General features: G+C 43.0%; 22 protein-coding genes. 7 read left to right on the forward strand and 15 right to left on the reverse strand.

The features are described 5' to 3' along the window. Positions 1 to 421: 421 nt before the first annotated feature. The 3 genes from map to rlmH form a co-directional block, all read right to left on the reverse strand. Positions 422 to 1,180 carry a type I methionyl aminopeptidase gene (gene map, locus P0G38_RS12460; protein ID WP_005234612.1) on the reverse strand — a complete coding sequence of 253 codons (759 nt, stop codon included), beginning with the start codon at positions 1,178 to 1,180 and terminating at the stop codon, positions 422 to 424. A 42-nt stretch (positions 1,181 to 1,222) separates the two neighbouring features. Beyond that, a complete protein-coding gene (truA, locus tag P0G38_RS12465) occupies positions 1,223 to 1,960 on the reverse strand; it encodes a tRNA pseudouridine(38-40) synthase TruA (protein ID WP_005225435.1) in 738 nt (245 codons plus the stop codon). 65 nt (positions 1,961 to 2,025) lie between these two features. After that, positions 2,026 to 2,505, reverse strand: a complete 480-nt coding sequence (gene rlmH, locus P0G38_RS12470; RefSeq protein ID WP_275851540.1) for a 23S rRNA (pseudouridine(1915)-N(3))-methyltransferase RlmH — start codon at positions 2,503 to 2,505, stop codon at positions 2,026 to 2,028. 373 nt (positions 2,506 to 2,878) lie between these two features. On the opposite strand from rlmH, the gene P0G38_RS12475 reads away from it, so the two are divergent. Continuing rightward, complete coding sequence (locus tag P0G38_RS12475) at positions 2,879 to 4,183, forward strand: S1C family serine protease (protein WP_010747716.1); 1,305 nt, start codon at positions 2,879 to 2,881, stop codon at positions 4,181 to 4,183. Between the two features lie 68 nt (positions 4,184 to 4,251). On the opposite strand, the gene ytpR is transcribed toward P0G38_RS12475, so the two are convergent. The 4 genes from ytpR to pepA form a co-directional block, all read right to left on the reverse strand. Beyond that, positions 4,252 to 4,866 carry a YtpR family tRNA-binding protein gene (gene ytpR / locus P0G38_RS12480; protein ID WP_005225431.1) on the reverse strand — a complete coding sequence of 205 codons (615 nt, stop codon included), beginning with the start codon at positions 4,864 to 4,866 and terminating at the stop codon, positions 4,252 to 4,254. 579 nt (positions 4,867 to 5,445) lie between these two features. Next, complete coding sequence (locus tag P0G38_RS12485) at positions 5,446 to 5,907, reverse strand: universal stress protein (RefSeq protein ID WP_005225429.1); 462 nt, start codon at positions 5,905 to 5,907, stop codon at positions 5,446 to 5,448. Between the two features lie 12 nt (positions 5,908 to 5,919). Beyond that, positions 5,920 to 6,240, reverse strand: a complete 321-nt coding sequence (locus P0G38_RS12490; RefSeq protein ID WP_275851549.1) for a thioredoxin family protein — start codon at positions 6,238 to 6,240, stop codon at positions 5,920 to 5,922. A 133-nt stretch (positions 6,241 to 6,373) separates the two neighbouring features. Next, a complete protein-coding gene (gene pepA / locus P0G38_RS12495; protein ID WP_034872382.1) occupies positions 6,374 to 7,450 on the reverse strand; it encodes a glutamyl aminopeptidase in 1,077 nt (358 codons plus the stop codon). 292 nt (positions 7,451 to 7,742) lie between these two features. On the opposite strand from pepA, the gene P0G38_RS12500 reads away from it, so the two are divergent. Then, positions 7,743 to 8,087: a peptidase gene (locus tag P0G38_RS12500; RefSeq protein WP_005225425.1), complete on the forward strand. Its 345-nt coding sequence runs from the start codon at positions 7,743 to 7,745 to the stop codon at positions 8,085 to 8,087. Positions 8,088 to 8,147: 60 nt separating this feature from the next. Here the strand turns inward: P0G38_RS12500 and P0G38_RS12505 are convergent, their stop codons facing one another. The 3 genes from P0G38_RS12505 to P0G38_RS12515 all read right to left on the reverse strand — a co-directional run bounded on the left by P0G38_RS12505 (position 8,148) and on the right by P0G38_RS12515 (position 10,094). Further along, a complete protein-coding gene (locus P0G38_RS12505) occupies positions 8,148 to 9,182 on the reverse strand; it encodes a hypothetical protein (protein ID WP_275851554.1) in 1,035 nt (344 codons plus the stop codon). Positions 9,183 to 9,259: 77 nt separating this feature from the next. Further along, positions 9,260 to 9,661: an Ohr family peroxiredoxin gene (locus P0G38_RS12510; RefSeq protein WP_005225423.1), complete on the reverse strand. Its 402-nt coding sequence runs from the start codon at positions 9,659 to 9,661 to the stop codon at positions 9,260 to 9,262. A 184-nt stretch (positions 9,662 to 9,845) separates the two neighbouring features. Next, positions 9,846 to 10,094 carry a GlsB/YeaQ/YmgE family stress response membrane protein gene (locus tag P0G38_RS12515; RefSeq protein WP_005225422.1) on the reverse strand — a complete coding sequence of 83 codons (249 nt, stop codon included), beginning with the start codon at positions 10,092 to 10,094 and terminating at the stop codon, positions 9,846 to 9,848. 407 nt (positions 10,095 to 10,501) lie between these two features. On the opposite strand from P0G38_RS12515, the gene P0G38_RS12520 reads away from it, so the two are divergent. The 3 genes from P0G38_RS12520 to P0G38_RS12530 all read left to right on the forward strand — a co-directional run bounded on the left by P0G38_RS12520 (position 10,502) and on the right by P0G38_RS12530 (position 13,566). After that, positions 10,502 to 11,761 carry an ABC transporter substrate-binding protein gene (locus P0G38_RS12520; RefSeq protein WP_087627106.1) on the forward strand — a complete coding sequence of 420 codons (1,260 nt, stop codon included), beginning with the start codon at positions 10,502 to 10,504 and terminating at the stop codon, positions 11,759 to 11,761. 91 nt (positions 11,762 to 11,852) lie between these two features. Further along, positions 11,853 to 12,725, forward strand: coding sequence for a carbohydrate ABC transporter permease (locus P0G38_RS12525; RefSeq protein WP_275851563.1), 873 nt, complete (start codon positions 11,853 to 11,855; stop codon positions 12,723 to 12,725). Beyond that, positions 12,715 to 13,566: a carbohydrate ABC transporter permease gene (locus P0G38_RS12530; RefSeq protein WP_010747711.1), complete on the forward strand. Its 852-nt coding sequence runs from the start codon at positions 12,715 to 12,717 to the stop codon at positions 13,564 to 13,566. The genes P0G38_RS12525 and P0G38_RS12530 overlap by 11 nt, the downstream gene beginning before the upstream one ends. A 71-nt stretch (positions 13,567 to 13,637) precedes the next feature. On the opposite strand, the gene P0G38_RS12535 is transcribed toward P0G38_RS12530, so the two are convergent. Beyond that, entirely contained in the window at positions 13,638 to 14,579 is a 942-nt protein-coding gene (locus P0G38_RS12535; RefSeq protein ID WP_167822949.1) for a magnesium transporter CorA family protein, read from the reverse strand. A gap of 186 nt (positions 14,580 to 14,765) precedes the next feature. Here P0G38_RS12535 and P0G38_RS12540 point away from each other — a divergent pair, with 186 nt between their 5' ends. Both P0G38_RS12540 and P0G38_RS12545 read left to right on the forward strand, forming a co-directional pair. Then, complete coding sequence (locus P0G38_RS12540; protein ID WP_005225417.1) at positions 14,766 to 15,593, forward strand: manganese catalase; 828 nt, start codon at positions 14,766 to 14,768, stop codon at positions 15,591 to 15,593. 135 nt (positions 15,594 to 15,728) lie between these two features. Next, entirely contained in the window at positions 15,729 to 16,568 is an 840-nt protein-coding gene (locus tag P0G38_RS12545; protein WP_275851571.1) for an aldo/keto reductase, read from the forward strand. Positions 16,569 to 16,919: 351 nt separating this feature from the next. Here P0G38_RS12545 and P0G38_RS12550 read toward each other — a convergent pair whose 3' ends face one another. The 4 genes from P0G38_RS12550 to P0G38_RS12565 all read right to left on the reverse strand — a co-directional run bounded on the left by P0G38_RS12550 (position 16,920) and on the right by P0G38_RS12565 (position 23,387). Next, complete coding sequence (locus tag P0G38_RS12550) at positions 16,920 to 18,449, reverse strand: hypothetical protein (RefSeq protein WP_275851575.1); 1,530 nt, start codon at positions 18,447 to 18,449, stop codon at positions 16,920 to 16,922. A gap of 282 nt (positions 18,450 to 18,731) precedes the next feature. Then, on the reverse strand, positions 18,732 to 20,048 hold the full coding sequence (locus P0G38_RS12555; RefSeq protein WP_275851578.1) for a hypothetical protein: 1,317 nt from the start codon (positions 20,046 to 20,048) through the stop codon (positions 18,732 to 18,734). Positions 20,049 to 20,236: 188 nt separating this feature from the next. After that, positions 20,237 to 21,739 (reverse strand): hypothetical protein, encoded by a 1,503-nt coding sequence (locus P0G38_RS12560; protein WP_275851581.1) that lies wholly within the window; start codon positions 21,737 to 21,739, stop codon positions 20,237 to 20,239. Between the two features lie 70 nt (positions 21,740 to 21,809). Then, positions 21,810 to 23,387 carry a hypothetical protein gene (locus P0G38_RS12565; protein ID WP_087627101.1) on the reverse strand — a complete coding sequence of 526 codons (1,578 nt, stop codon included), beginning with the start codon at positions 23,385 to 23,387 and terminating at the stop codon, positions 21,810 to 21,812. Positions 23,388 to 23,455 lie beyond the last annotated feature (68 nt).

Genomic DNA, 23,455 nt, shown 5'->3' on the forward strand with positions numbered 1-23,455 from the left:
TTTATCTCTCCTTTATATTTTTATCTTAAAAGTATATCACGGTTTTTTCAGTAAATAAAGGCTATAAAGAGATAAATATAGATGAATAAAAACTTCTAAATTTAACGATTCTGATTTTTCCGAGAATTTTTTTCGTTCTCTCAAAACTATGACGATATTTTAAAAAGGAAATAACAAAAAAATAATTCGATACTGACTATTCTTATATCCAGCTTTTATATCTTTTAATGTTTACTCCAAAAAGCTTCTACTGGAAGTAGTTTGATTGTTTCATAATCATTTCCTAAAAAGACCTACTTTTCTTCCAATTTTAATGTGCTATACCCTAGCTTCGCAACTTCGACAAGTAAATGCAAAAAATCGTTCGTGTAGAAACACTCGAACGATTTTCGTATTTTCTTCTATTCTATCGGCCTTGTGTTCACGTTTCTTCCTTTTGCAACGTCATGATAACTGGACCTTCTTTGGTGATGGCGATCGAATGTTCATATTGGGCACAATAGCTGCCGTCAATGGTGCGTGCTGTCCAGCCGTTCGGGTCCATCTTCATGCGCCAAGTGCCGGTCGTGATCATCGGTTCGATGGTGATCGTCATACCTTCTTTCAACCGAATTCCTTTGCCAGGTAACCCGAAATGAGGAAAGAATGGTTCTTCATGAATGGTTGGGCCAATGCCGTGAGCAATAAAGTCCCGCACGACACCATACCCTTTTTCTTCAGCGAAGCTTTGGATCGCATAACCAATATCGCCAACTCGGTTGCCAACCTGTGCTTGCTCGATGCCTCTCATCAAGGCTTCTTTCGTGACTTCCATCAGTGCTTGATGTTCTGGTGAAATCTCTCCTACCGCATACGTCCAACAGCTGTCAGAGATTGCCCCTTTGTAATCGACACAAAAATCGACTTTGACGACATCGCCTGATTTTAAAACATATTCTGAAGGGAAACCATGACAAATCTCTTCATTGACACTGATACACGTCGCAAATTCATAGCCTTCAAACCCGATTTGCGCGGCTGTTGCCCCTGCAGCTTCTATCTGTTGATGGACAAAGGCGTTGATTTGGTTCGTGGTGATACCGGGAACGATTTTTTCCCGTAGCTGTTCGTGAATACTTGCCAAGATACGACCAGAAGTTTTCATTTGTTCGATCTCTCGTGGGGATTTTAATGTGATCAATAGATGATCTCCTTTCCTTAAATAGCCATTACCCTGTTTCTTTTAATAATACACCTCATCTAGAAATAAGCCATGAGAAGGCACTGTCTCACCAGCTGCTTGTCGTACTTTATCGGCTAACACTTGATCGATCACTTCTGGTGGCAGTGTGCCATCGCCAATGGCAATCAGTGTGCCTGTCAAGATTCGGACCATTTTATGCAAAAAGCCGTTGCCTTTGAAGGTAAACCGCAATAGGTCGCCTTCTGGTGTGATGGTGATTTCATCGATCGTGCGCACCGTTGATTTTTTTGATTTTTTCAATGCAGAAAAGCCGATAAAATCATGGGTGCCGATCAACTTCTCAGCCGCTTGCTGCATTTTTTCCAAATCAAGGGGCTGCGGGCAATGAAAACTAGTATTGCGAGCAAAGACTGATGGGATCGCGTTGTTCCAAACATAATAGCTGTATTGCTTGCCTTTGGCGTGATAGCGTGCATGGAAGCGCTCAGGCACCTCTTCAATCTTGTTGACGACGATGTCTTGCGGCAAATAGCGGTTAAAGAACTGCTGCATCTCTGGCAAACTCATTTGATGGGTCGTCTTGAAATTCGCCACTTGTCCTCGAGCATGCGTGCCCGCATCGGTTCTACCAGAACCGACGATCTCAATTTCTTCTCCCGTCAATAATTTGATGACCCCTTCAACTTTTTCTTGGATCGTTTTTTCAGAATCTCCTAGTCGTTGCCACCCTAAGTAGCGCTTGCCGTCATATTCAATCGTTAATTTGATATTTCGCATGGTTGTTGCTCCTTTTTACCGATACTATCGTTGGATAGTTTTTTCTATTATATTGCTTGAGGTATTTACTTATGATACGGCGCCCCCGTATTGATTCGATACGCGCGATAGATTTGCTCCAATAAGATCAGTTTCATGAGTTGGTGCGGATAGGTCATTTTGCCAAAAGAGATCTTGACATCACTGCGGGTCATGACTTCTTGGCTTAAGCCTAGGGAGCCGCCGATGACGAAGGTCAGTTGGCTTTTTCCTTGGATGCCGAGTTGATCGATTTGTTTGGCGAAGGCTTCGCTGGTGGGATTGGTGCCTTCGATCGCTAAGGCAAAGACATATTCGGTGTCTTTGATTTTGGCTAAAATGCGCTGCCCTTCTTTTTCTTTGATCTGCAGCATTTGGGCTTCACTCAAGGTTTCTGGTGCTTTTTCATCTGGTACTTCGACAAACTCAAGCTTTGCGTATGCCCCCAATCGTTTGGCGTACTCGTTGATTCCTTGAACGAGGTACTTTTCTTTTAGTTTTCCTACTGTGACGATTTTGATTTTCATAGATTCCTCCTCGTTATCCCCTTATTTTATGAAAATGTGGACAGTGCTATCCACAACCTTTTACACACTTTGACTTTCTTTGAAATTCTCCTATCCCATCTATAAAACCGCGACACTTCAAGGGTTTCTCCATCCATCCAAACAAAGCTCTCAAGTTTGTCCACACACTGTGGATAAACAGACCTTTGCTTCTCCCCAGATTCCCCTGCTATTTTTATTCAAAAATGAACGGGTTTTGCGAAGAAAATTTCATCGTTTGAAACAGATTCTTACGCAACTTCTTCATATTTTTTTCAAAATCTCTTAGTAGACTAATCTCAGATAGAAGGAATATACTGATTATAACGAATTATTCATTAAGGGGGAAATAGTAATGGCAAGAAAATATGTCACACCAGGCAAGAAAACTTCTCCTGGTTTATTAAAACGATTAGGTATTGGGATTTTAGGCGGTATGGTCGGCGGTTTATTGACCTTCGGCGGTCTGTATCTGGCAATGGGTTCCTCTTTGACTTCAACACCAGAAACCACGACCAACAGCGGGGTCCAAGATTCTAACGGACAAACCCAAGTATCCAATGTAAAACTTGATGTGACTAGCGATGTCACTGAGGCAGTTGAAAAAGTACAAGATTCTGTCGTTTCCATCATTAATCTACAACAAAGTCAAAGCAACGATTGGAACAGCCTTTTTGGTCAGCAAGGCGGACAAAGTGAAGGCGATAGCCAAAGCGACGACGACAGTGCTTTAGAAGCTTCTTCTGAAGGGAGTGGGGTCATCTACAAAATCGATGGCGACGATGCCTATGTTGTAACCAACAACCACGTCGTAGAAGGTCAAGACGGTTTAGAAGTTGTTTTAGCAGACGGTACGAAAGTCAAAGCTGAATTGGTCGGTACTGACGCTTACACAGACTTAGCTGTATTGAAAATCTCTTCAGAGCATGTGACGACTGCCGCAACATTTGGTGATTCAAGTGCCTTGAAAGTCGGCGAACCAGCCATCGCGATCGGTTCTCCTCTAGGCTCTGACTACGCAAACTCTGTGACACAAGGGATCGTTTCTTCCTTGAATCGTCAAGTAACAAGCCAAAACGAATCTGGTGGTACGATCAGCATCAATGCGATTCAAACGGATGCTGCGATCAACCCAGGGAACTCAGGTGGTCCACTGATCAACGTTGATGGCCAAGTGATTGGGATCAACTCAAGTAAAATCGCCAGCACCTCTGGCTCTGCTTCAGGTGTTAGTGTCGAAGGGATGGGCTTTGCGATCCCAAGTAACGATGTCGTTGAAATCATCAATCAACTAGAAGCAGACGGCAAAGTGGTCCGCCCTGCACTAGGGATCCAAACGATCGATTTAGGTTCCATCACATCACAACAACAAGAACAAATCTTGAAAGTTCCTTCATCCGTAACTTCAGGCGTTGTGATCTACTCAGTCAACAATGCAACACCAGCAGAACAAGCAGGATTGCAACAATATGACGTTATCACGAAGATCGATGATACAGAAGTCAGCACAACAACGGATCTGCAATCTGCGTTGTACAAACACAAAGTCGGTGACACGATCACTGTAACCTTCTATCGTGGCGATGAAGAAAAAACAGCAGAAGTAAAACTTTCCGTTGATACGTCGATCAACGAACAATCAACAGACAGCAGCAACTAATCACCAAAACCAATCGAAACAATCAAAAAATGAACTGCCGCAAAAACAGGAAGCGGCAGTTCATTTTTTTAGGCTTTACCTACTGGAAAAGCTTCACCTACAACGGCATCTTGAGGCAGCTCAAGGATGCCTTTTTTCATTGGTGCACCTTCTAAATGCAGTTCTTTAGCAGAGCAGATCATTCCAAAGCTTTCTACGCCACGAAGCGTCCCTGGCCAAATCATCAAGCCATCTGGCATCATTGCCCCAGGTTTTGCGACAACGACTTTCAAGCCTTTACGGATATTGGCAGCACCACAGACGATTTGCAAGACTTCCCCATCTCCAACTTCAGTTTCCGTGATAGACAGATGGTCGCTGTCTGGATGTTCCACACAAGACTTCACATAGCCAACGACGATTTTTGGTTCTGTATCTGCTGGCAGTTCTTCGCTGAATCCTGCTTCTTTGATCATGGTGTTCAATTGTTGGATTTGTTCTTTCGTCAACGTCACTTGGCCACGGCCTTCGATCGTCATCACTTCTGAGATCGCAAAAAAGTTCCAGCCGACGATCGTGCCTTCTTCATTTTTGATTTGGGCAACATTGCCTTTGCGTTCGACGGTTTGTTCTAATCCTTTATCATCTGCTGTGATGGCAAGCAGTGTATCACTGACATATTCTTTGTTATAAGCAAAAATCACGTTTTTTCCTCCTTAGGTACTTACACATTCCGCCCATAATCTTAACAAATTTTTCGGCATCCGTCATGGAATTTCTTTGTTTTCCTTGAAATTCTACTTATTTTCAAAGACAAAAAACGCCTGAGAACCAACTTCTGCTGGCTGGCTTAGGTTGAAAATTGGCGAAGGAGCAGAACCCGCGGCTTCCCAAGAACTTGCTGGTAGAACCACTTTCTACGAAAGAAGGCAACAACAATAAATTTTCCAAAAAACGGATACAGGAAAAACCTAAGAACCAGCTGCGGCTTATTAGCTAAGACGCTGCTTTGCTAACGAGCCGGTAAACGCTAGTTCAAAAAAACTTCTGTTTGGCACTATTACCTACGAAACAAGACAGCAGCGACAGATATCTTCCCTCAAAACGAGCACAAAAAAACCTAAGAACCAGCTGCAGCTCATCAGCGAAAGACAATGCTTTGCTAACAAGTGAAACATCGCTGGTTCTCAGGAACTTTCTTTTAACCCTTGTCTTCTTTTGCTGCCATCTTCTTTAAGGAAAAGAACTCGGCAACGACAAGCTTATTTTTTCAAAAAATGACCTTAGGCTTTTGTTTCTTCAGGCGATACGATCAGCACGTCGCACCGGGCTTCACGGATAACGAAGCTGGCGACACTCCCCATCATGAAGCGTTCCACTGCGTTCAGCCCAGATTGCCCCACCATGATCAAATCGATGTCGTATTGGTCTGGTAATTGAGTGGCAAGGGCGTCTTTGATGGAGCCGTACGCAACGATGCCTTCTACTAGATCAAAATCCACTGATTTTGCATAAGCTTTGCAGTCGTCGATCAGATTTTTCGCCGTATCTTTTTCTTGTTCTAAGATGGAACTATCCAAAGGTGCATAGCCCATCATGGTCGGCACTTGCTGATCGATGATCGTTGCGGCATAGACCTTCCCTTGATTTCGACGAGCGACTTCCACTGCTTTTTTGAAGGCAGACATCGCTTGATCTGAACCGTCGATCCCTACTAAAATGTTTTGATATCTTTGTGCTTCCATCTTTTTCCCCTCCTATGCTGATTGTACGCTGGTTAAAAAGGCTTTGATCTCTTCTTTGGTTTTGCGATCCTTGTTGACTAACCGTCCCAGCTCCTTGCCGTCTTCGATAACGACGAGGCTAGGAATACCAAAAATGTTCCATTCAACCGCTACATCCATGTATTCATCACGGTCGACTTCGATAAATTGAAGCTCTGGAAAGTCCGCTTCGATCTCAGGCAATTGCGGTTTGATGTATCGGCAATCGCCACACCAATCGGCGGTGAAAAAGAAGACATTTTTGCCTTTCTCCACATATGTTGCTAACTCTGCTAAATCTTTTGGAATAATCAAATGCTCACCACTTTCTTTTCTTTCAGTATACACCTTTCTTTCAGGGACTACCAACTGACATGCTGATCTTGCAAAGCGCTGCAGAAAAAAAGAGACAACGGATGGCTGTCTCTTTGCTTTCGTTCGTTCTCGCTTATTGTCCAGCCAAGATCGTATCAACAGTTGAACGATCCAAACCTTTCAAGACTTGAATCACCATTTCCCGTGCCGCTTCAAAATCAGCGATACTGAATAGGGTTTGGTGAGTATGGATGTAACGTCCAGGAACACCGATGACTGAACTTGGGATCCCTTCATTTGCCATGTGTGCCGCACCAGCGTCCGTACCGCCTTTTGAAACAAAGTATTGGTAAGGAATGTTGTTGCTTTCTGCTGTATCCAACAAGAATTCTTTCATCCGTGGCAACATGATCATGCCTGGATCATAGATTCGCATCAAAGTCCCGGCTCCTAGATGACCAAAGGTACCATTTTTGGTGACTGTGTCATCTGCTGGCGAGCAATCGACCGCAAAGAACAAGTCTGGCTTGAATTTCGTCACAGACGGACGAGAACCTCGTAAGCCGACTTCTTCTTGAACGTTGGCACCAGCAATCAGCGTATGGCCTAACGTTTCCTCTTTCAAGGCTTCAAGAGCTTCTAATACGACTGCACAGCCGTAACGGTTGTCCCAAGCCTTCGAGATGATGTTTTTCCCATTGGCTGTTTTGATGGTTTCCACTTGTGGGACGATCGTATCGCCAGGACGTACCCCAAAGCTTTCTGCTTCTTCTTTTGATTCAAACCCAGCATCAAACAAAATATCTGTGACTTCGACATTTTTTTGACCGCTGCTTCCTCGCAACAAATGTGGCGGTACTGAAGAAGAAACACATGGATAATCGCCTTTTGCTGTTTTCAATGTAAAGCGTTGAGCAGAAACCACATAAGGGTTCCATCCGCCCAAAGGAGTGACTTTGAATAAGCCGCGATCGGTGATCGTCGTCAATAAGAAACCAACTTCATCCATGTGAGCAGCTAACATCACTCGTGGGGCATCTGCTTCTTGGTGGTGACGCAAACCGAAGATGCCGCCTAAGCCGTCTTGTTGGATCTCGTCCACCAAGGGGGTCATCGCCTCACGCATATACGCCCGCACGTCGTGTTCAAACCCGCTGGTTCCTTGTAACTCCGTTAGTTCTTTGATGCGTTGAAATGTTTTTTCTTCCATGATCATTCGAGAAACACGTATCGGTTGTTTGCTGCCCTAAAGAAACAAAGCTGCTTTTTTTGAAAAAGCAACGCTTGCTGTTGCTGTGTTTTCCAGCAATTTTTGGGTGAAACAACGGATGTGCTCTCTTCCTCCTTATTCCTACTGATATTCTTTATTATAGCGCAAATTTCTATTGTTGGTTATTTTTCTTATAGAATATTTCTAAACTATGGTAAACTATTGTTAAGAGAACCTGTGCTTTCACCGAGATCAAAACATTCGGGAAAACTTACTTTAGGAGGGACATTAGATGGAGAATGAGCATCCATTGCATTATTTTAAAAATGGACTGACCATCGGTTTAGGTCTTGGCTTTGCAGGAGGGATTTTTTCAACGATCTGGTTGAAGAAAAGGCAAGCCATGAATGCCGATGATGTCTTAGACAATATAAAAGCGGCGTTTATCAAAGAAGGACCGATCGAAGGTTCTTGGATCAATTTCGAAAAACAACCTTTGCGCAAATTTGCGATCACTTCCCAAGGATATACTGGCGGCATCACCCGCACCGAAGACGGGCAGCTTGTCACCTATGAATTTTTGGCAGATGCTCATACAGGCACCGTCTTAGATATCCAACGAGCAATCGTGGACTAATCACTGCACTTACGACCAGCTTCTTAAGAGGCTGGTCTTTTTTCTTTTTAAGCAGTGCTTTTACTGGAGCAAGGTCGCAAGGTCCAATACTACGACTTCATCGATGCTGCCGCCTTTTTGCCGATACGCCCATGCCCCACTTTCAAACAAGCAGTACAGCTGTCCTTTTTCTACCACGATCTGTTCAAGGTAATGGGGAAACTTGATGCGTCGCAACGCATGTTTGCGGGTCAGCACCGTTGCATCCTTTGAAAAGACCCATAACTCCGCCGACCCTGGTCCAAAGGAACGTGCCAGCAACATGTATTCAGTGGTAAAGGCGATACTTTGGACTTTCGTGGTGGTGACCCTTCTCTTACGCGGCTTGATGCGATGAGGCGCTTTGCGACCGCTGGCTGAAAGAACAGGCAGCGGATAATTCGCCACCACGCCTCCTTGTTTCAAGGCAAAAGTCCCCGAGACAAGTTCCTCGCCATCGGCTGCCAAATAGGAGCTGTGAGTGATGCCTGCCAATTCGATGACTTGCTGATAAGCGATAGGCTGATTGGTTGCCAAGGAATCATCTTCCAGCAGTGCTTGTAGAGAAACACACGCCACGCGCCCCATTCCTTTCCCTGTAATGGTTAGCCACAGCATTTGCGTTGCTCGTTCAAAGACTAGGCCACCTACATGGGGGCGTTTTGGCAGAACCACCGTTTTCAGATGCCGCCCGCTCGTTCTTTCTATTATATAAAGCTGTGAGTGATGTTCCTGCTGCGAACAATACGCTGAGAGGAACAAATAGTCCTCTGAAACGGCCAACCCTTGTGGGGTCATTGCCTGACATTGATCTGCATGCTTGTGCAGCCTTGTTTCTGCTTTCGCCGTTGCCGTCGTTGCCACTGCGGCAGTGGCTTCTTTTAAACCGGGAACCAAAAGGACTCCTTCCCTTTTCGCCCCGGCTGCCAGCCACGCTTGCCGCACGCTGGGATAACGCTTCAGTTGAGCTGCCATTGCTTGGTTGTGGCGCGCCTGTCGTTGCTTTTTTAGCCAGTACACCACAAAAAGGCCAACCACAAACACGCCCAAAAGCAGCAAGCTCTCTGTTTGTCTCATTGATTGGCCTCCTTGATGAATTCCCTCTTGTCGGCTGATTTCCCAACCGCTTATTGTTTGCCTATTCGTAATACTGCTTAGACTACTTGAACTTCGACATCAATGTTGCCGCGAGTGGCACGAGAATACGGACAAAAATCGTGGGCTTCTTCTGCGATTTTCTCTGCCTCGGCTTTTTCAACGCCTGGTAACGATACTTCTAAAATCACGCCGATTTGGTAACTACCGTCCTCATGCTGATACAAAGACACTCTTGCTTTAACTTCGGATTCGGATTCGATGTTATGCTCTTTCAGCATATGCTGTACGGCACCGTTGAAGCATGAAGCATAGCCTGCGGCAAATAATTGCTCTGGATTGGTCCCTTCACTATGAAGACCTGGCTTGTCGATTTTCAGGTGAAAACTACCGTTTGGTGCCTCGACCTCTCCGACACGTCCGCCTCGATTGATCATCGCTGTTTCATATTGCTTTTTCATTGAACCTCTTCCTTTCTTTTTTTGACCTACTTCAAGTGTAACGACAATTTTCTAATCTGACAAAGGGATTGCTTATGCATCCTTTTAAAAAACAAAAAAGGCAAACCCAGAAACTCTGGATTTGCCTGTCTATTCAAGGTAGTTCCTACCCGAAATAAATGAATGAAAACAATTGCTGAATGGACTAGCCGTTTGAACGTCCTAAGAAGAATGAAACAACAGCAACTACAATAACCGCACCAATAATTGATGGGACGATTGCCATTCCAGCAAGTGATGGACCCCAAGAACCTAAGATCGCTTGTCCAATAGCTGAACCTACTAAACCTGCAACGATGTTGGCGATCCAACCCATTGATCCACCTTTATTTGTGATAGCTCCGGCGATCAAACCGATAATAGCTCCTACGATTAATACCCATAACCAATGCATATTTTTCTCCTTCTTTCTTTTAAGTAGTTATTACACATATTATGTTACGCTTAATCCCCGTTTTAGACAAAAGATTTGCACTCAATTTGCAAAAAAAATTTTCAAACCTTGTTATATTAACGTTTATCAGTACTTCCTAATTATCGTTGTAAGAGCTTTAATTCGTTTTTTTTAGTATTGGTGCATTTTTTGAAATCGTTTTATTTTGTATTTTGCATCTTATCCGCTAAACTGAGGGAGAACCACTCTTATTTTGTCAGATAATTGGCACTTTTCACTCCTCAATCAGTCCTAGGACTGCTATCTTTTCAGTACATCAGCTATTTTTCATTGGGGGACGTTTCGATCGTTTTCGATTGGAAACGTTTTTTTGGACAAAAAATCATTCAATAAAGGAGAGGAACAAAATGAACAAAAAAATAGGGTATTCAATTTTGTCTTTGGCGGCAGTGATGTTAGGGGTCGCTGGCTGCGGCAGTGGTGACAGTGCCAGCGAGAACAAGCAGATTCGTATGTTCGTTTCTGGAGATACCAGTGAAGGCGGCGCTTATTCGAAAATGGCGGAAAAATACAAGGAAGAAACTGGTGTGACTGTCGAAGTCACCGATGTGCCTTATGCGGACTTGCTGACAAAGATCACCAAAGCTGTTCAAGCGGATGATGCGCCAGAAGTCGTGCGGGTTTCTACCGTTCAACCTGACTGGAATGACTATCTGATGGATCTATCGGACATCGCCAGTGAGGCAAAAACATTGGAATCGATGACGATCAAAGATGAAGCAGATGTCGTCAAAGCACTCCCTTCTGATGTCACTGCCACTGGGTTGTTTATCAATACGGATTTGTTTGACGAAGCTGGTGTGACCTACCCCACTTCGGAAGAGGATATTTGGACTTGGGATGAATTTTTAACTGCGATCAATGAAGTCGTTGAAAAAACCGATGCCAAATACGGCATGGTCATGGACGCGTCGGATCACCGTTTACGGGCTTTCACCTATCAATACGGGGGACAAGATTTCTTTTTAGATGACAGCGGTGATTCTTACACGACCGATGATGCTACGAAAGCGGCTTTGCAAAAATTTGTTGATTTGAACAATGACGAAGTGATGCCAAAATCGGTTTGGACCTCTGGAGAAGATGCTTCTGCTATGTTCAAGAGCGGCCGTGTTCCAGCTTACTTTTCTGGCAGCTGGCAGATCGTTGATTTTTCTACCAACATCAGCAACTTTAACTGGCAATCCACCTATTCTCCTTATGAAGAGACCCGCGCGGTCAATATGGGCGGCAACTTCATCACCGGCTTCAACAATAGTAAAAACAGTGAAGAAGGCGAAAAATTCATCAAATGGTTGTACGAAGAAGAAAATTACAAACAGCTTTGTACCTATGCTGGCTACTTACCTGCGGTGGAAGATTTGACGGTCGACTATGAACAAGGCCAGGATGCTTATGAAATCTACAACCAAGAGATCGCAGCCGCTGCTCAACCAATCAGCAGCAAGCAAACTACCGATCAAGTGACGATGAGTATGAAAGGCTACACTGGATTGACAGGGGCTTACCGTGATGCCATCGTGCAAGTATTAAATGATGAAATTACATTAGATGAGGCAATCGACAAGACGATCAAGGATTACAATGATGGGTTTTTGAAGAAATAACAGACGTTCAACCACAAAGAACCCATAGTCTGACTTTTTGCAGACTGCGGGTTCTTTGTTGCTGATACGATCGTCGGAGGAGGAATTTTCTGTGAGTACTTTACAAAAAAACAAATGGCCGTTGCTATTCACTGGCGCAAGCATCATTTTGTTCATTATCTTCTTTTTGATTCCAGCACTCTTAGGACTTTATTACTCGTTAACCGACTATAAAGGCTTTGCGACAGCCAATTTTATCGGCTTGGCGAATTATCAAGAATTGTTTCAAGACGCCAGCTTCTATAAAGCACTATTTCGTACATTTCGTTACGTGATCATTCTGGTCCCAAGTATCTATGTCGTTTCTCTCGCCGTTGCTTTGATGTTGAACAGTCAGCTGGCGAAAGGCAAATTTTTCGCAAAGATCATTTTTTTCTTACCATGGACCATCTCTGGGGTCATCGCTGGGGTTATCTGGAAATGGCTGTTTGGTGAAAACTTTGGCTTTATCAACTTTATTCTAGAGCAAGCAGGACAACAAACTGTCCCGTGGTTTACCGACTCGAATGCTGCCTTTTCTGTCATTATTTTGGCTGCCATCTGGGGCGGGACTGCCTTTAACATGCTGCAATTTACTGCAGCTTTGAAAAATATCCCCCGTTCGTTGTATGAAGCTGCCGAGATCGACGGCGCCAGCTTTGGGCATAAATTACGCTACATCACCTTGCCTATGCTGCGGCCGACTTCCTTTATGGTCATCTTATTGGCTTCGATCGGCGCTATGAAAGAGTTCGCCCTCGTGCAATCGCTGACCAATGGTGGTCCAGGAACCGACAACATGTTGATCGTGCAATATATCTATACGACTGGGTTTGACAAAATGCGGGTCGGCTATGCCAGTGCTGCCTCCATGGTACTTTTCGTGATTCTTTTACTGTTAGGCTTAGCACAAATGAAGATTGGAGGCGGCAAGAATGACATCTAAGACCATCAAAACCAAACGACCTGTCACAAGAAAGTCAGCGATGTTTTTTTTAACGCTGGCACTGATCATCACTTCCCTGCTGTACCTTTTCCCACTACTTTGGTTCTTATTAAGTGCCTTTAAACCAGGGACTGAACTATTTGCTTATCCCTTGAAAATCATTCCTGAAAATCCAACCATTCAAAACTTTATTGATGCTTGGACAACATTGGATTTCTTTCGTTACTTCAATAATACGTTGATTTCAGCGGTGGTCACCACTTTATTGACGATCCTAGTCAGCGCCGCCTGTGGCTATGCCTTTGCAAAATACGATGCCAAATGGCTGCGTTTTTTCTTCATCTGTATCATCGCCACCACCATGCTGCCGACGGAAGTTATCATGAACCCAACGTTTTCTGTCATTCGTTCGCTAGGCTTATATGATAACTTATTGGGGATCATCATCCCTTCCATCAATACAGCAACAGGTATCTTTATGTTCCGAACCTTTTTCGTCTCCGTTCCTGACGATTTGATTGAATCAGCCCGCATCGATGGCGCTTCGGATGGGATGATCTTTTTGAAAATCATGCTGCCGATTGCCCGACCAATCATTATGACACTGGGGATCTTTTCCTTCCAGTGGCGGTGGAATGATTATATCTGGCCCTTGATCGTCTTGAATGATCCGAAAAAATACACCTTGCAAGTGGCGATCCGCAGCTTGGTGGGCGCGGAAAATATCAATTGGACGATTTTGATCGCTGCCTCGGTAATTTCCATTTTGCCTTTGCTGCTGGTCTTCCTCGCCTTTCAGCGCTGGATTCTCGACAGCAATTTAGACAGCGGACTAAAATAAAAAAAGTGCCGACTGCTTCGTCACACCTTTCTCCTTTATGGATGAATGGTGCAACAGAGCAGCGGCACTTTTTATTTTGAAAAGTCTTTTCGTGACAAGTAGACGGCAGTTAAAATGCCGACTAAAATAGCCAAGCCAAAGACGACAATCGTACCGATCGCATTGTCTTTTCCTGGCAGTCCTCCGGTGTTGATCCCCCATAGCCCCGCGATCAAGGACGGCACAGCCACCACTAATGCCGCAGAATCTAAGTATTTCATCAGATGGTTTAGATTGTTGTCCATCATATCGGAGAACAAGCCACCGATAGTTTCTAACAAGTCACGATAGATAGTGACCATTTTCATGGCAAATTTCTGCCGCAGCTTGATGTCATAAACGAGTGCTTCATTATCTAAACGATCCAAAAATTCTTTGCGATCCATCAATCGATCGACAGTATGGTTTTGGTCCCGCAAGGTGTGATCAAGATAGACCATGTCTCGCTCGGTATCGGCTAAGTTAAACAATTCCTTGTTTTCTGTCGTTTTACGGGCTGCTTGATCCAAATCATCGATTTGCTTCTTCATCTCCTGCAGACCTTTGATGTAATGGGTGTAGATCATCAACGTCGAATAGGCAACGATATCTTCATACCGCTGGATATCTTGCTCATGCTTTTCGATCAATCGTTTGATCAGATTGGATTGATGAGAGACATACGTGATCAATAGATCTTTGGTGTAGATAAAAGTCACAGGCTCAAGACGGTCTTCGATTCGATCCTCAGTCACTTCCGACAAATCGATCAAGGTATAGAGAATCGGATGATTTAACTTGGTGTTGCGCAAGTATTCCAACCGTGACACTTCTTCCGGTTCATTGGCGCCAATAAAAATATCTTCAGGCAGTTGATACTTATCTAACAAGTGTCGTTGTTCCTCTGGATCTGTGCCAGAAACCACTAGCCAATTGTAATCCTCCTCCGAAGATTTCCTTATTTTTCGGTCTTCCATTTTGTAATACTGAAACATGGTGACTCGCTCCTTTTCTAATTCTCTCTTAATTTAACTATCTAACGCTTCAGGCTTTTTGTCAAAATAAATGGCTTTTCTTTTCGATGCTTTTTTCATTTTGGCAAAGTGCGTTTTATTAGACGAACGTTTCGATTCATGAGAAACTTTTTATGGGCCCAATAAAAAAATTTTAGGAGGAATCGTATGTTTCGTCATCAGAAAGAATTACAGTTTGAAGCTAAGCCAGAAAAACCAAATCCGTTAGTTGCGAAATACCTTCAAGAATTAATCGGTGGACAATATGGAGAAATGAGTGTTGCCATGCAATACTTATTCCAAGGATGGAGCTGCCGTGGGGAAGAAAAATACAAAGATATGTTAATGGATATCGCTACTGAAGAGCTTGGACACGTTGAAATGTTAGCAACGATGGTTGCACGTCTACTGGAAGGTGCACCTGTGGAAGATCAAGAAGCTGCTATGAAAAAAGACCCAACGATCGGTGCGATCATTTCTGGAATGAATCCGCAACATGCCATCGTTGCAGGCTTAGGACCACGTCCTGCGGATAGCGTCGGCAATCCATGGTCAGGTGCGTATATCATTGCTAGTGGCAACTTACTTGCTGATTTCCGTGCCAACTTAAATGCGGAATCACAAGGTCGTCTGCAAGTAGCACGCATCTATGAAATGATCGATGACCGTGGGGTCAAAGACTTACTTTCAGTTTTATTAGCACGTGATAGCTACCACCAAAATCTCTGGGCAGCTGCCGTGAAAGAATTGGAAGAAAACGAAGGCTCAATTTTAGTGCCGACTACCTTTGACCGCAAAAACGAACGCTTAGATATCGCTTATGATTTCTATAACTTCTCAGAAGGCGACCAAAGTAAAGAAGGCTCTTGGGCGAAAGGCAAAGCCCTTGATGGTGAAGGCGAATACCAATGGCTAGACGAACCAAAAGTCGAAGGAAAAGCGCCAAAACTCGATCAAGTCACACCAAAAATGTATGGCACACCGCCTGAAAAATAATTTGATCAAAAAGAGCAATTGTTTCTGAAACAGAAACCGTTGCTCTTTTTTCTTTGTCTGTTTGAGCAAGTTGGTTACGTTCCTGTCAAAAAAGCGTTAGAGTAGAATGTAGAGAAGAAAAGGAGGAATCATTTTATGAAAGCACCTTTACTGACATTAAACGACGGCAATTTACGCCCCGCAGTGGGCATCGGTACCTATCAGATCCGTGGTGGCGAAGGATTGAGCCAGCTGCAAGCAGCGATCGCCGACGGGTATCGCTTGATCGATTCTTCAACCAATTATGACAATGAAGGCATTGTCGGCAAAGCGATCCGTCGCTCTGGTATCCCACGTTCAGAATTTTATATCACCTCAAAATTACCAGGAAAATACCATGGCTATGATGATGCCTTAACCAGCATTCAAGAATCCCTTGCTCGCATGGGGCTCGACTACTTCGATGCCTTTTTGATCCACTGGCCATTACCAAAACGCGGCAAATATGTCGAAGCTTGGAAAGCCTTAGTGACCGCCCAAAAATTAGGCTTGATCCGTTCCATCGGCGTTTCCAATTTTGAACCAGAACATTTGGATGCCATCATTGAAGAAACTGGTGTGACCCCTGCACTAAATCAAATTGAGATCCATCCTTACTGGGTCCAAGAACGAATGGTCGCAGAAAACAAAAAGCGCGGCATCGTAACGGAAGCCTGGAGCCCATTAGGTCGTGGCAGCGATGCCCTGAAAGAACCACTGATCACTGAATTAGCTGAGAAATACCAAAAATCAGCTGGTCAAATCATCTTGCGCTGGCATGTGGATCGTGGCATTTTGCCCCTTCCAAAATCAAGAAACCTCGCCCATCAACGAGAAAATCTTGCAATCTTCGACTTTAAACTGACTGAAGATGAAATCAATCAAATCAATCAGTTAAACAAAGCAGACGGCCGCATCGATGGTCAAGACCCAAATGAGTATGAAGAATTTGAATAAACAATTTCAACTGGAAAAAACACCATAGCTATCTCTTGGTAGACAAAACCTCTCAAAAATCAGCGACCAGCTGCTTTTGAGAGGCTTTTTATGTAATCAAGGCTCCAGTGATTAGCTTTGCGTGGATCAAGGTCGTACGATCAAAATATTCTTTTTGGCAGAAATTCCCTTGCTAGCACTTCGATTTTCTTAAAGGCGACAAGCCTCAGCTAGGCGTTCATCACAGCTTTTAATCGAATGTTGGTTTCTCGAAAGAAGGTTGTCCTTCACTGTTCCGACACTTAAAGACAACAGCGTTTCCCCCGTTCTCCTTCAGCTTGAAAGGAATTTCCACATGCCAATCAATGAACGTTATCCCCAAAACTCGTGTTTCTTGCGAGGAGGTCTTTTTCGGTAAATGAAGATGGCGAAACTCAGAATGCCACAAAATAGACCGGCACCTCCTAGTAGTTTCACGATAGTCGGCAGCCCTCTTAAGCCCATATCTGCCATTGAAGAAACTGTGCCATTTTCATTAATCCTTCCCCAAAATTGGTATATTTGTTGTTCTAAGTGATTTAATCGCCTATCAAGAGGTTTTCTTTCGTATTCAGGAATTGTGGCATAACGTGGTGTTTTTATGTCTGCCAATATAGCTAAACGTGCTTCTGCAAAAATGTTGGGGTGCTCTGCCAATAGTTTTTGGGCTTTTTTTATCAATTCTCTAGGTGTCCCATCAGCAACCTTTACGCGGAAAAGAGAATAACTAGAAGGATTTCTTTCCAATCGAATCCCATCTATTGCTGTAATTGTTTCATCAATCTTATTTTCTATCAGTTTTTTACTAAGGTAAGTCTCTGGAAACGTTTCAGCATTCAAAAAAGATGTTTCTTCATGCAATTGAAGGCTCAACACATTGTTTTGATACCTTCTCAAAAACAATCCAGGAACAAAACCAACTCGCACCATTTCAGGTTTTAACTCAAAGGAGCGGTTGACAGGTTCTTCCTCACTAGGCAATAAATCTGATGTGGCTAAAGCTATCTCTTGGATCTTTCCATCAGCGATAAATCCATAGGATTCTGAGATTGACTTCTGTATAATCCTTTCAAGCTCTTCATAAGAAGTTCCCTTCAAACGAATTGTTGCAAAATCATTTTTATCTGGACCGGATAGAAGTTCACCACCAAAATATGAAAGTTCATAAAGTAATTTGTCTAAAACCGTTTCATGGTTTGACCCTAATTCTCGATTAAAGCGCTCCCTATCCAGTTGAAAATGGAGCCGATTGTTAATGAAGGTCACTTCTTCACCGGAATACTCTTCCGTCGTTACATCAGCGATAGTCGGCAACGGCGGCTCGGGATTTTCCGATAACCAAAATGACTGCTCTATGGGATAATAAGTCCTTTTGTTACTGCTATCGACGGCGACCAATTCAAATTTACTTTCCTGTTGATCAGCAGAAAGAAAAAGCCTCGCCTCACCAAATGTTCGCTCCGTGAACTTTGGCTCCCCCATCGCTCTTTGATACAAATGCCGATCATATTCGCCGTTCACACTAACATAGACTTCTTCCAGCATTTGCCCCTCGCTTGGTGTCACTGCATAAATCAATTCAAAAAAGGGAATCATTAGTTCTGAATTGGGAAGTTCCGTGACGATTTCCAACAATGGTTCAGTGAGCGGCTCTGTAGGTTCTGGGGTAATCCTTTCGCTGTTGAGGATGTCGGCTATGACGCCTTGGGACTGGTCGGTTGGTCCTTCGGCTGCTAATACTTGCCAACTGGTCATATGATAGATGGCAAGAGCAAAGAAACACAGACTAAAGATTTTATAGATGGGAAAGAGGTTTTTAATGCCTTTTTCGTCGGTTGAATTTATTTTCGCAGCGACTTGCATTCACTTTGCTCCTTTCTTCTTTAGAGGTAACAGAATTCTTTCAGATTTTAAGAATGACAAACGGGTATCAGTTTCTACCTGATTGCCTATTCCTCTTCCGTTTTTCTGCCCTTTGACAAGCAAAAAATTCAAATAAAAACACAATAAAGCCGATAGAAGCAAATCCTATCACTAACGCCATGCTGACAGTCACGCCGTGCCAACCCATACTCGTTAACGACGAAACTGTGCCGTTCGGGTTGATGATTGCCCAGATAGGGTAGTTCCGTTCTTCAAAGATACTCATACACGCCATCGTCTTTTGTATTCGTCTGTGGTAGTATAGCCATAAAAATTTTGCCTTCCTCTGATTATTACATACCCTTTTGAAAAGACTTCGGGATAATTCGTCAGTAGTTGCTGCCCTTTCTTCACTAAATTTCTTGGTGTATTTCCTCCTACAGCTATTTGCACATAAGGATAAGAAAGTCGATTTTCTTCTAAACGAATGCCGTCAATCGCTGCAACAGCTTCGTCGATTTTTTCATTTATCAGTTTCTTACTGAGATAAGTTTCAGGAAACGACTCGGGATTTAAAAAAATGGTTTCTTCATGCAGCTTGAAACCTACCACGTTGTCCTGATACCTTCGGAAAAACAAGCCCGGTACCCAGCCGATTTTTAACATATGACGTTTAAACTCAACCGAGCGATCGACGGGTGCTGCTGTTTTGGGTAACTGGTCCGCCTCAGCTAAAGTCATCTCTTCAATTTCTCCATCGGTAACAATACCAGAAGTAAATGTTTCTAAATCACGAAAGAATCTATTAAGCTCTCTATAAGGAGTTTGCTTTAACTGAATCGTTACTCTCTCATTCTTGCCTGGTCCAGCAATCAACGCCATGTCATAGTAAGAAAGTTCATCCAACAGCTGATCTAAACTCGTTTCGCCGTTTTGCTCGTTTATTCCTGTAAGTATCTCGTCATTATATTGGAGATGGAGACGATTATGTACAAAAGCTATCTTTCCTTCATAACGATCAAGTATTGATATGTCGGCAATAGTCGGCAACGGCGGCTCGGGATTTTCCGATAACCAAAATGACTGCTCTATGGGATAATAAGTCCTTTTGTTACTGCTATCGACAGCGACTAATTCAAATCGGCTCTCCTGTTCATCGGTAGAAAGAAAGAGACGAGCTTCACCGAATGTTCGCTCTGTGACTTCAGGTTCTCCTGCTTTTCTTTGATACAAATGTCGATAGAATATGCCATTTACCTTAACATAGACTTCTTCTAGCGTTTCCCCCGCACTTGGTGTGACCGCATAAATCAATTCAAAGAAGGGAATCATTAGTTCTGAATCGGGTAGCTCTGTGACGATTTCCAGCAATGGTTCAGTGAGCGGCTCTGTGGGTTCTGGATTAATTCTTTCGCTGTTGAGGATGTCGGCTAAGATGCCTTGGGACTGGTCGGTTGGTACTTCGACTGCTGATACTTGTATGCTTGTAAAGTGATAAGTGGCAAGAGTAAAGAAGAGCAGGTAGCAGATTTTCAAGTGGCGAAAGAGTTCCCTAAAGACTCTCTCGACGATTGATGCCGCATAATCAATGAATTGCATCTATTTAACTCCCTTCTTTTATTGATTTGAGATACGCAACACATCGTATGCTGTATCAGATTCTAATTTGTTACACATTTGGAACCAAAAGGTTTACACAAAAACATTCTCTACCTTATAGAAATAAATCATTGCCTTTGAAGCCTGCCTTCGTAATGAAAGGAGATTCATTTGTCCTTCAACGAATTTCAACCCCAAAACTCGTGTTTCTTACGAGGAGGTCTTTTTCGGTAAATGAAGATGGCGAAACTCAGAATGCCACAAAATAGACCGGCGCCTCCTAGTAGTTTCACGATAGTCGGCAGCCCTCTCAAGCCCATTTTGTATATGGATGATACTGTGCCATTCCTATTGATGGTCGCCCAGATAGAATAGTTCCGTTCTTCAAAGGTGCTCATAACACGCCATCGTCGTAGATAGACATCTGGCACACTATGAAGTTTTTGACTTTCTCTGATTATTACATACCCTTTTGAAAAGACTTCGGGATAATCAGTTAGTAGTTGTTGCCCTTTCTTCACTAAATTTCTTGGGGTATTTTCTCCTACACCTATTTCCACATAAGGATAGGAAGGTCGATTTTCTTCTAAACGAACGCCGCCAATCGTTGCAACAGCTTCGTCGATTTTTTCATTTATCAGTTTCTTACTGAGATAAGTTTCAGGAAACGACTCGGGATTTAAAAAAGTGGTTTCTTCATGCAGCTTGAAACCTACCACGTTGTCCTGATACCTTCGGAAAAACAAACCAGGTACCCAGCCGATTTTTAGCATCTCTGGTTTGAATTCTACAGAACGATTGACAGGTTCCTCTGTTTTTGGGAGACGTTCAGCCGCTGCTAAATCGATTTCCTCTCTCCTCCCATTGGCAATCACATCATACGTAAATAACTTGAGATCAGAAATTAGTCTGTCCAGTTCCTCATACGAGGTTTGCTTCAACTGGATCACTACTCGATCATTTCTGTCTGGTCCAGCAATCAGTTCCATATCGTAGTAGGAAAATTCATCAAGAACAAGGTCAAGCATCGTTTCGAACCCTCCCTCATTTTCTCGCGAAAAACTCTCATCGTTCAATTGGAGATGGAGACGATTATTTATATAGGTCACTTCTTCCCCATAATAATCTTCCGTCGTTACATCAGCGATAGTCGGTGATGACGGTTCGGGGTTTTCTGACAACCAAAAGGGTTGCTGGATGAGATAATGAGTCCTTGCATTACTGCTATCGACGACGACTAATTCAAATCGGCTCTCCTGTTCATCGGTAGAAAGAAAGAGACGAGCTTCACCAAATGTTCGCTCTGTGACCTTCGGCTCCCCTATCACTCTTTGATACAAATGTCGATCGTATTCGCCGTTCACATTGACATAGACTTCTTCCAGCGTTTGCCCCGCACTTGGTGTCACTGCATAAATCAATTCAATAAAGGGAATCATTAATTCTGAATCGGGAAGTTCCGTGACGATTTCCAGCAATGGTTCAGTGAGCGGCTCAGTGGGTTCCGGGGTATTCCTTTCGCTGTTGAGGATGTCGGCTAAGACGCCTTGAGACTGGCCGGTTGGTACTTCGGCTGCTGATACTTGTATGCTCGTAATAAGATTGCTGGCAAGAGCAAGGAAAAGCAGGAAGAAAATTTTGTAACTGCGAAAGAGTTTTTTTGATTTTAATGATTGCTTGTTTTTGTTCATTCCATTCATTCCTTACGTACAAAATCGAACTGTTATCGTTAATAAGGTTGATGCATATGTTTCTAAATTTTCACAATACTCTTTTTTTCCTTCGGTAAACAATTATTCCAGACGTCAAAGTGACACAAAGCATCATAATACCTAACATCACTTTCATAGTTATGGATAACCCTTTTAAGCCTATTTCAATCAAAGAGGATACAGTACCATATTTATTGATAGTCGCCCAATAACGATAGACTTCATGCTCAAACTCAGGCAATTGTCTTCCCTGAGTGTTAACTTCTGGTATCCCCACACTAGATGATGATTCTATATCTGTAACAATCATTAGATAGGATTTCTCAAAAACTTCCGAATGATCCTTTAGTAGTGTTTTGGCGTTTTTTATTAATTCTCTGGGTGAATGACTAGGTAGGCTCACACGAACAAAAGGATAATTTCCTTCTAAATGAACATTCCGAATATTCATATTCGAAAATAGCTTGGTTCCACTAAGATCATTTGCTTGGTTTCCATCTATACGAACGCCGTCAATCTCTGAAACGACTTCATCGATTTTTTTATTGATCATTTCCCTACTAAGATAAGTTTCAGGAAACGATTCTTGGTTTAAAAACGAGGTTTCCTCTTGTAATTTAAACCCTATCATATCGTGCTGATATCTTCGGAAAAACAAACCCGGTACCCAGCCAATTTTTACCATTTTCGGCTCTAATTCACCAGAGCGATTGATTGAAGAATCTTCCCTTGGAATCAGTTCAGCTGTTGCCAAATCGATTTCTTCAATTTTTGCATCAGTTATTAAAAAATCAGAAAAAGAGGGTAAATCGTTAATAAGATGATAAAGAGATGAGTAAGAGTTTTGCTTCAAGCCAACTGTCACAGAGCCGTTTTTATTTGGTCCAGCAATCATTTCAATATCATAGTAAGAGAGTTCATCTAGCAATTGAAGAACCGCTGATTCATTCTTCATCCTGTCCTCTTGATTGTAATGACTACTACTTAATTGAAGTTGAAGTCTGTTATTAATGAAAGTCACTTCTTCTCCGTGAGAATCTATCGTTGATACATCAGCCGTAGACGGTAACGGCGGCACAGGATTTTCTGCCATAAAAAATGATTGCTCAATGGGGTAGATGGCACTTAGATTGCTACTGTCGACGGCGACCAGTTCAAATTTACTTTTCTGTTCATCGGTAGAAAGAAAGAGACGAGCTTCACCGAATGTTCGCTCTTTGACTTCAGGTTCTCCCGCTTTTCTTTGATACAAATGTCGATCGAATACGCCATTTACCTTAACATAGACTTCTTCCAGCGTTTCCCCCTCGCTTGGTGTCACTGCATAGATCAATTCCAAAAAGGGAACCATTAGTTCTGAATCGGGTAGCTCTGTGACGATTTCTAGCAATGGTTCAGTAAGTGGCTTTGTGGGTTCTGGATTAATTCTTTCGCTGTTGAGGATCGCGGCTAAGGTGCCTTCCATCTGATTTGAATCAGTGTCTGAAACTTCGGCTGATTCTACAGATAAAATAAAAAAGTGACTGATAGTGAAACAAAAAAGTAAAACACAAAAAACTAGACATAAGTGATTTTCTCTAACTACGTCATTCTTACTTTTCGAGGTTATTCGTTTATCTGTTTGCATTCAATTCGCTCCTTTCATTTAAGGATTTGGAAATATATTAAAAATGTCCATCAAATGATTACTTTTCA

It is taken from the genome of Enterococcus casseliflavus (assembly GCF_029215545.1).
Taxonomy (GTDB): domain Bacteria; phylum Bacillota; class Bacilli; order Lactobacillales; family Enterococcaceae; genus Enterococcus_D; species Enterococcus_D casseliflavus.

Excerpts from the sequence above, each read along its gene's own strand:
- truA (WP_005225435.1), bottom strand. The coding sequence starts at position 1,960 with ATGCGAAATATCAAATTAACGATTGAATATGACGGCAAGCGCTACTTA.
- rlmH (WP_275851540.1), bottom strand. The coding sequence starts at position 2,505 with ATGAAAATCAAAATCGTCACAGTAGGAAAACTAAAAGAAAAGTACCTC.
- P0G38_RS12475 (WP_010747716.1), top strand. The coding sequence starts at position 2,879 with ATGGCAAGAAAATATGTCACACCAGGCAAGAAAACTTCTCCTGGTTTA.
- P0G38_RS12485 (WP_005225429.1), bottom strand. The coding sequence starts at position 5,907 with ATGGAAGCACAAAGATATCAAAACATTTTAGTAGGGATCGACGGTTCA.
- pepA (WP_034872382.1), bottom strand. The coding sequence starts at position 7,450 with ATGGAAGAAAAAACATTTCAACGCATCAAAGAACTAACGGAGTTACAA.
- P0G38_RS12500 (WP_005225425.1), top strand. The coding sequence starts at position 7,743 with ATGGAGAATGAGCATCCATTGCATTATTTTAAAAATGGACTGACCATC.
- P0G38_RS12505 (WP_275851554.1), bottom strand. The coding sequence starts at position 9,182 with ATGAGACAAACAGAGAGCTTGCTGCTTTTGGGCGTGTTTGTGGTTGGC.
- P0G38_RS12510 (WP_005225423.1), bottom strand. The coding sequence starts at position 9,661 with ATGAAAAAGCAATATGAAACAGCGATGATCAATCGAGGCGGACGTGTC.
- P0G38_RS12515 (WP_005225422.1), bottom strand. The coding sequence starts at position 10,094 with ATGCATTGGTTATGGGTATTAATCGTAGGAGCTATTATCGGTTTGATC.
- P0G38_RS12520 (WP_087627106.1), top strand. The coding sequence starts at position 10,502 with ATGAACAAAAAAATAGGGTATTCAATTTTGTCTTTGGCGGCAGTGATG.
- P0G38_RS12530 (WP_010747711.1), top strand. The coding sequence starts at position 12,715 with ATGACATCTAAGACCATCAAAACCAAACGACCTGTCACAAGAAAGTCA.
- P0G38_RS12535 (WP_167822949.1), bottom strand. The coding sequence starts at position 14,579 with ATGTTTCAGTATTACAAAATGGAAGACCGAAAAATAAGGAAATCTTCG.
- P0G38_RS12540 (WP_005225417.1), top strand. The coding sequence starts at position 14,766 with ATGTTTCGTCATCAGAAAGAATTACAGTTTGAAGCTAAGCCAGAAAAA.
- P0G38_RS12545 (WP_275851571.1), top strand. The coding sequence starts at position 15,729 with ATGAAAGCACCTTTACTGACATTAAACGACGGCAATTTACGCCCCGCA.
- P0G38_RS12550 (WP_275851575.1), bottom strand. The coding sequence starts at position 18,449 with ATGCAAGTCGCTGCGAAAATAAATTCAACCGACGAAAAAGGCATTAAA.
- P0G38_RS12555 (WP_275851578.1), bottom strand. The coding sequence starts at position 20,048 with ATGCAATTCATTGATTATGCGGCATCAATCGTCGAGAGAGTCTTTAGG.
- P0G38_RS12560 (WP_275851581.1), bottom strand. The coding sequence starts at position 21,739 with ATGAACAAAAACAAGCAATCATTAAAATCAAAAAAACTCTTTCGCAGT.
- P0G38_RS12565 (WP_087627101.1), bottom strand. The coding sequence starts at position 23,387 with ATGCAAACAGATAAACGAATAACCTCGAAAAGTAAGAATGACGTAGTT.